The 6,463-nt window shown below is 53.6% G+C and carries 7 protein-coding genes; 5 read left to right on the top strand and 2 right to left on the bottom strand.

The window, feature by feature from the left end; genetic code table 11:
* Positions 1-229 precede the first annotated feature (229 nt).
* Both ACSZO1_RS21310 and aroD read left to right on the top strand, forming a co-directional pair.
* Positions 230-1,051, top strand: coding sequence for a hypothetical protein (locus ACSZO1_RS21310; protein WP_437616222.1), 822 nt, complete (start codon positions 230-232; stop codon positions 1,049-1,051).
* Positions 1,052-1,155: 104 nt separating this feature from the next.
* Positions 1,156-2,034, top strand: a complete 879-nt coding sequence (aroD, locus tag ACSZO1_RS21315) for a type I 3-dehydroquinate dehydratase (protein ID WP_437616224.1) — start codon at positions 1,156-1,158, stop codon at positions 2,032-2,034.
* A 39-nt stretch (positions 2,035-2,073) separates the two neighbouring features.
* On the opposite strand, the gene cueO is transcribed toward aroD, so the two are convergent.
* Positions 2,074-3,645, bottom strand: a complete 1,572-nt coding sequence (gene cueO, locus ACSZO1_RS21320) for a multicopper oxidase CueO (RefSeq protein ID WP_437616226.1) — start codon at positions 3,643-3,645, stop codon at positions 2,074-2,076.
* A gap of 225 nt (positions 3,646-3,870) precedes the next feature.
* On the opposite strand from cueO, the gene ACSZO1_RS21325 reads away from it, so the two are divergent.
* The 3 genes from ACSZO1_RS21325 (at position 3,871) to speD (ending at position 6,026) form a co-directional block, all read left to right on the top strand.
* Positions 3,871-4,218 (top strand): YacC family pilotin-like protein, encoded by a 348-nt coding sequence (locus ACSZO1_RS21325; protein ID WP_437616228.1) that lies wholly within the window; start codon positions 3,871-3,873, stop codon positions 4,216-4,218.
* Positions 4,219-4,323: 105 nt separating this feature from the next.
* Entirely contained in the window at positions 4,324-5,187 is an 864-nt protein-coding gene (speE, locus tag ACSZO1_RS21330) for a polyamine aminopropyltransferase (protein WP_437616230.1), read from the top strand.
* A gap of 29 nt (positions 5,188-5,216) precedes the next feature.
* Positions 5,217-6,026, top strand: a complete 810-nt coding sequence (speD, locus tag ACSZO1_RS21335) for an adenosylmethionine decarboxylase (RefSeq protein ID WP_437616232.1) — start codon at positions 5,217-5,219, stop codon at positions 6,024-6,026.
* A 42-nt stretch (positions 6,027-6,068) separates the two neighbouring features.
* Here speD and ACSZO1_RS21340 read toward each other — a convergent pair whose 3' ends face one another.
* Entirely contained in the window at positions 6,069-6,383 is a 315-nt protein-coding gene (locus ACSZO1_RS21340) for a YjeO family protein (protein WP_437616234.1), read from the bottom strand.
* Positions 6,384-6,463 lie beyond the last annotated feature (80 nt).

The raw sequence follows: 6,463 nt of genomic DNA on the forward strand, positions 1-6,463 counted from the left end.
TTCCGGCAGCCTTCAGTGGTCTTTGCAGAGTTAAGACAGGCGGCTTAGCGTTGCACTTCGAACTTGAATCCGCCTGGAAGCCACCCGTGGTGCATCGTTCAACCTGATTGCGGATAATTTTATTACCACCGACAGCGTAAATAATAAAGAACCTTCTCAGGGCCTGGAAATATTATGGGGCAATGATAACGAAATTATTCGCAACCATTTTGAAAACTATTCTGATGGTGTGCAGCTGAACTGGGGTAATCGTAACTATATTGCCGCCAACACCTTTACCAACCTCTCTTCCGCCGTCACGCTAAGCGGTAGCGGTAGCGGCAGCGGCAGCGGCAGCGGCAGCGGCAGCGGCAGCGGCAGCGGCAGCGGCAGCGGCAGCGGCAGCGGCAGCGGCAATATCGTCGATGGTAATACCATGATCGGCAATCGCGTGGCGGTGTCAGTGCGCCCGCAGGGAGAAGCCGGTGAAAATGGCAGCTTTGGTATTAACCGCATCACCGGACCATCGAATAACCGTATCAGCGAAAACATCATGATCGATAACGGCAAAGATATTAAGCGCTGCTTCGCTGGCGGCAGCTGCCTGCCAGAACAGGCCGGAGCCGTTGTGTTTGATGTGCCCGGCCTGGAACACGCCGACTTTATCGGCAACCGCGGTGGCGGCATCAGCAATGACACCAGCAAACTGGAAAAAATCTGCGATCTCGATGGGCAGAGCGCGGGCTGTGAACCGACGCCAAACGAAGGGCAGCATGCACCACTGCTCAGTCACGCCAGCGTACAGCACACGCAACTGAACGTCGATGGCGCGGTCGATGGTGTCGCCAATACGCTGTATCGCATTGAATTTTTCGCTAACAGCCACGCCAGCCAGCATGAAGCCGAACACTTTCTTGGCTATCAGCTGGTGCCACTTAACGCCAGCGGGAAAGCCCGGTTCCACTATCAACAGGCACTGCCTGCCGGTCTGACCGTTGCCAATATCACAGCCACCGCCACCAATAACGATGGCGCGACCTCACCACTCAGTCAGCCCGTGATGGCACAGTAATGCCGTTATCGCGCCCGCGGCCCTGCCGCCGTCGGGCAGCACCTGCACGCCAGCAGGAAACGGCTGGCGTCGTTTGTTATAACGTTAAGGAACAGGAAACGAGAATGAAAACAGTGAATCTGGTGTTAACCGCCACTCTGTTATTGTCCAGCCCATTACTGGTGCAGGCTGCCACCAGCGCACCGGCGGCGGCAGTCACCATGCGTCATGCGCAGCCGATCACCATCCGCGACACGGTGATTGGCGCGGGGATGCCGAAAATTATTGTGCCGACCACCGGCAACACCGCCGATGCCGTACTGCAGCAGGCCGCTGTGATTGGTCATAATGCGGATGCCGATCTGATTGAATATCGCATCGACTATCTCGATTTTGCTACCGATCCAGCCGCCATCAGCGCGCTGGGACAAAAAGTCGCACAGGCCGCACAGGGCAAGCCGCTGATTCTTACCTTCCGCACCAAAGCGGAAGGTGGCGCGAAAGCGATCAGCGACGCCGATTACGGCAAACTTTATCTGGCGCTGATTAAGGATCACTTTATTGATTTGCTGGATGTCGAAATGTTCCGCAATGCAGATGTGGTGCATCAGCTGGTGGCAGCCGCGCATCAGGCAGGGATTAAAGTGATTATGTCCAGCCACGATTTCCAGAAAACGCCCTCCAGCCGCGACATTGTTTCCCGCCTGCGTCAGCAGGATGCGCTGGGCGCGGATATCCTGAAAATCGCCGTGATGCCGCATTCGCCAGAGGATGTGCTGACCCTGCTTAACGCCTCAGAACATATTCGTGAGAAATACTCGCGCAAACCGCTGCTGACGATGGCAATGGGTGGTACAGGTGCCATCTCGCGTCTCTCCGGGGAAGTGTTTGCCTCCGATTTAACCTTCGGCATGATTGGCGAAGCCTCCGCGCCAGGTCAGCTGGATGTCGCCCGATTGCATCAGGTGCTGGCGGTGATTCATCAGGCGGCGGGCACGCATTAACCTTGCAGCAGACCTTCCCATTAGCGGGAAGGCCTGCAATCAGCCAACCGTAAAGCCCAGCATCATGCCGGTATCTTCATGCTCCAGCAGATGGCAGTGCGCCATATAGGCGTTCTGTGCATCTGCCACATAACGGAAACGCACCAGCACTTCACTGCGCCAGCCTTCCACCCGCACGATATCTTTCCAGCCGCTGCGGTGTGCTGCTACTGACTTGCCATTTTCCGTCAGAATACGGAACTGCGCGCCATGAATATGGAACGGATGCAGCATCGCGTCACCCTCGCCGGAGATGGTCCACTTCTCCCAGGCATCCAGTTTCGCGGCAAACATTGGTTTATTCATATCGAACGGCACACCGTTGATTTTATTTCCATTATGGAAATCATACGCCGCCGTCTGCTGACCATGAGCACTGTGATCCATCGACTTGTCATTGCCCATATCCATCGCGCCATGGCCATCCATCGCCATCCCGGCCATCGCTTTATTACCATGTTTGCGCATCAGCGCCTGCATCCCCTGGCTATCCAGCTGCGGGTCCATCATCAGTTGCAGCCAGCGATTGGTAATACCGTCAGTGGCTGGCAACGCCGGTACATCCACCAGCTTATCCGGCAGCTGACCGCTGGCCTGAATCGCCAGCGGCAGGATATTCACCAGCGGCACCGGCAGGTCGAAAGGCGTCAGCGTCATACCCATCTGCTGTACCGGCAGGGTCAGCAGGTCAAATGCTTTACCCTCTCTGGTATCCACCAGCACTTCGAAGCGCTCGCCCGGCAGCAATGACAGCTCACTCACCTGTACCGGTTCGGCCAGCAGGCCACCATCACTGGCAATCACATACAGCGGACGCTGATCGCTGGCGGCGATACGCAACGAACGGGCATTACAGCCATTCAGCAGGCGCAGACGCAGCCAGCCGCGTGGCGCGGCATGCTGTGGATACTGCACGCCATTGGTTAACATCAGATTGCCAAACCAGCCAACCGCAGCACTGAGCACATCCAGCTGATAGTCAATCTTACTGCCATCCGCGCTTAACTGTTTGTCCTGCAAAATCAGTGGAATATCATCAACGCCCCACTGTTTCGGCAGCATCAGCTGTTCGCTTTCGGTGTCCTGCAGGATCACCAGTCCCGCCAGCCCCTGTGCGACCTGGTAACCTGTCGCGCCATGCTGATGCGGGTGAAACCAGCAGGTTGCGGCGGGTTGATCGGGAATAAAGCTCACGGTACGGCGCTGACCCGGCGCAATCACGCCCTGCGGCCCGCCATCAACAGCGCCAGGAATTTCCAGTCCGTGCCAGTGCAGCGTGGTCGCCTGTGGCAGTTTGTTATCAATATTCACGGTGATAGGCTTGCCGCGTTCCAGCTGCAGTGCCGGTCCCAGCAGGCTGCCGTTATAACCCCAGCTCGGCACCTTTTTGCCATTCCATAATGAGAAACCCGTTTGCGCACTCAGGGTAATTTCCCCGTATGGGTCGGCACTCAGCAGTTCAGGGATCGGCAGCGCCGGGCGGCTCGCCGCCATCAGTGAACGACTCCATAATGGCAATGCGCCTGCAGCGCTCAGAATGGCGCTCAGCTTGAGAAAATCACGACGTAACATGCTCGTATTCCTTCCAGTCAAAATGCAGGGTAAACGGCCCGCTAAAATAGTCTGATGGACAGACTCTAAACCCTGCCCTTACGGTAAGGTCAAGTTCAGTTAAATTCACCATAACGCGATAAACCGATGAAATTCACTGTTTAAGCCATTTTAACGGGCAAAATTGTCGGAATAGTGGCGCTGAGTGTGCTAACGTCAGGTTATTGCAACCGTATGAGATGAGTTATGAAGAAAAGCATCAAGGCGCTGCTGTTGACCGGATTACTGGGCTTTTCCAGCGCCAGTTTTGCGCTGAGTGAGTCCGAAGCGGAAGATCTGGCCGATCTGACTGCGGTGTTCGTTTACCTGAAAAATGACTGTGGTTATCAGGACCTGCCGGATGCGCAGATTCGCAACGCATTAATGTTTTTTGCCCGGCAAAACCGTTGGGATTTAAGCAATTACAACAGTTTTAATATGAAAGCGCTGGGGGAAGACAGCTATCGCGATCTGAGCGGCATCGCGATTGCGAATGACAAGAAATGTAAATCTTTGGCGCGTGACTCCCTGAGCCTGCTGGCTTACGTAAAATAATCCCCTTTCCCCCGCTCCTCTGCTGAAAACTTGACCGTGCAACCACGGTCAGAGTTAGCTATGATGTGCCGCCCATTTTTCATGGCTATTCTGAGGAGACCCACCATGGCCCCAAATGAAATATGGTATGAAACCCTTCATGCCGGTTTCGGACAATACTTCTCGGCCGACAAGCTGCTGTACCGGGAAAAAACCGAACATCAGGATCTGATCATCTTCGAAAATGCGGCGCTGGGTCGCGTTATGGCGCTGGACGGCGTGGTACAAACCACCGAGCGTGATGAATTTATCTACCATGAAATGATGACACATGTCCCTTTGCTGGCGCACGGCGCGGCGAAAAAGGTGCTGATCATCGGCGGTGGCGATGGCGCGATGTTGCGTGAAGTCAGCCGTCATAAAGAGATCGAACAGATCACCATGGTGGAAATTGACGCTGGCGTGGTGGAGTTCTGCAAGCAATACCTGCCAAACCACAGCGCGGGCGCTTATGACGACAAACGTTTTAAGCTGGTGATCGATGACGGTGTGAAGTTTGTCAACGAAACCACAGAGACCTTCGACGTCATTATTTCCGACTGTACCGATCCGATAGGCCCTGGCGAAAGCCTGTTTACCTCAGAATTCTACAGCGGTTGCCACCGAATTCTGAATGAAAACGGCATTTTTGTGGCACAGAATGGCGTCTGCTTCCTGCAGCAGGATGAAGCCGTGCACAGTCACCGCAAGCTGAGCCACTATTTTAACGACGTCAGCTTCTACCAGGCCGCGATTCCGACCTACTACGGCGGCATCATGACCTTTGCCTGGGCCAGCAACAATCCTGCTTTGCGCCAGCTCGATAGCGCAACGCTGCAGACACGTTTTGCTGCAGCGGGTCTGACCTGCCGTTACTACACACCGGCAATCCACACGGGCAGCTTTGCCCTGCCGCAATATCTGCTGAATGCACTGTCAGACGCGAGCTGATCGGGCATTTATAATGGGGGTGATCAAAATTGCAAAAGCTGAAACTACATGGCTTCAATAACCTGACGAAAAGCCTGAGTTTTTGTATCTATGATATTTGCTATGCGAGTACCGCTGCTGAGCGCGACGGATACATTGCCTATATTGATGAGCAATATAACGCCAATCGGTTGACTGAAATCCTGAGCGAAACCTGCTCGATTATTGGCGCGAATATCCTGAATATCGCGCGTCAGGATTATGAACCACAAGGGGCCAGCGTCACCATTCTGGTGAGCGAAGAACCTGTTGATCCGCGTGATATCGACACTTCGGAACATCCGGGACCACTGCCGGGTTCGGTGGTTGCACACCTGGATAAGAGCCATATCTGCGTCCACACCTATCCGGAAAGTCACCCGGAAGGCGGACTCTGTACTTTCCGGGCCGATATCGAAGTTTCCACTTGCGGCGTAATTTCTCCGCTAAAAGCGCTGAATTATCTGATTCATCAGCTGGAATCTGACATCGTGACCATCGACTATCGCGTGCGCGGCTTTACCCGTGACGTTAAAGGCGAAAAGCACTTTATCGACCACGCAATCAACTCGATTCAGAACTTTATGTCCGAGGATATGAAGGCGATGTATGACATGGTTGATGTTAACGTCTACCAGGAGAACATCTTCCACACCAAGATGTTGCTGAAAGAGTTCGATTTAAAACACTATCTGTTCAACACCCGACCGGAAGATCTCAGCCCGCAGGAGCACAAACGCATTACTGACCTGCTGTGGAAAGAGATGCGTGAAATCTACTACGGACGCAATATTCCGGCCGTGGGACTGAAGACATCGTGATCGTCTGACGCCTCCCCTGATGCTAAGGGGAGGCGGTATCCGCTACAGGCAGAACCAGAGTCTGCCGAAGAATCGCCACCACCAGCTAAGCAATAACACCATCGTCATCAGCCACAGAAACCTGCTGCGTGATTTTTTCCTGACACTCATCACAATAAAAGGTGCGATCATCGCCAGAGTAAGAGGGGCTGTCACATCACGAATATCATCAACGACAAACACCCGCCAGGCATCACAGACATTTTTAATTTCATCGCCATCAATGTAATACTCTTCTTTGAAAAACGAGTAATAAAATATAAAAAAAAGACAAAGCAGGAAACCAGTAAAACTGAGTGTAAAATTTTTCCAGTTCATTAAGGAAGGTGCGATTTAATCGTCAGTTATGAGAACATAACCCTTTCTTTGACATAGACTTTTCACGATGCCCGCTCTTG

The sequence above is a fragment of the Erwinia sp. V71 genome (genome assembly GCF_965644245.1).
In the GTDB taxonomy this organism is placed as follows: Bacteria; Pseudomonadota; Gammaproteobacteria; order Enterobacterales; family Enterobacteriaceae; genus Erwinia.

Coding starts and splice junctions, on each gene's coding strand:
- aroD (WP_437616224.1), top strand. CDS start 1,156: ATGAAAACAGTGAATCTGGTGTTAACCGCCACTCTGTTATTGTCCAGC.
- cueO (WP_437616226.1), bottom strand. CDS start 3,645: ATGTTACGTCGTGATTTTCTCAAGCTGAGCGCCATTCTGAGCGCTGCA.
- ACSZO1_RS21325 (WP_437616228.1), top strand. CDS start 3,871: ATGAAGAAAAGCATCAAGGCGCTGCTGTTGACCGGATTACTGGGCTTT.
- speE (WP_437616230.1), top strand. CDS start 4,324: ATGGCCCCAAATGAAATATGGTATGAAACCCTTCATGCCGGTTTCGGA.
- ACSZO1_RS21340 (WP_437616234.1), bottom strand. CDS start 6,383: ATGAACTGGAAAAATTTTACACTCAGTTTTACTGGTTTCCTGCTTTGT.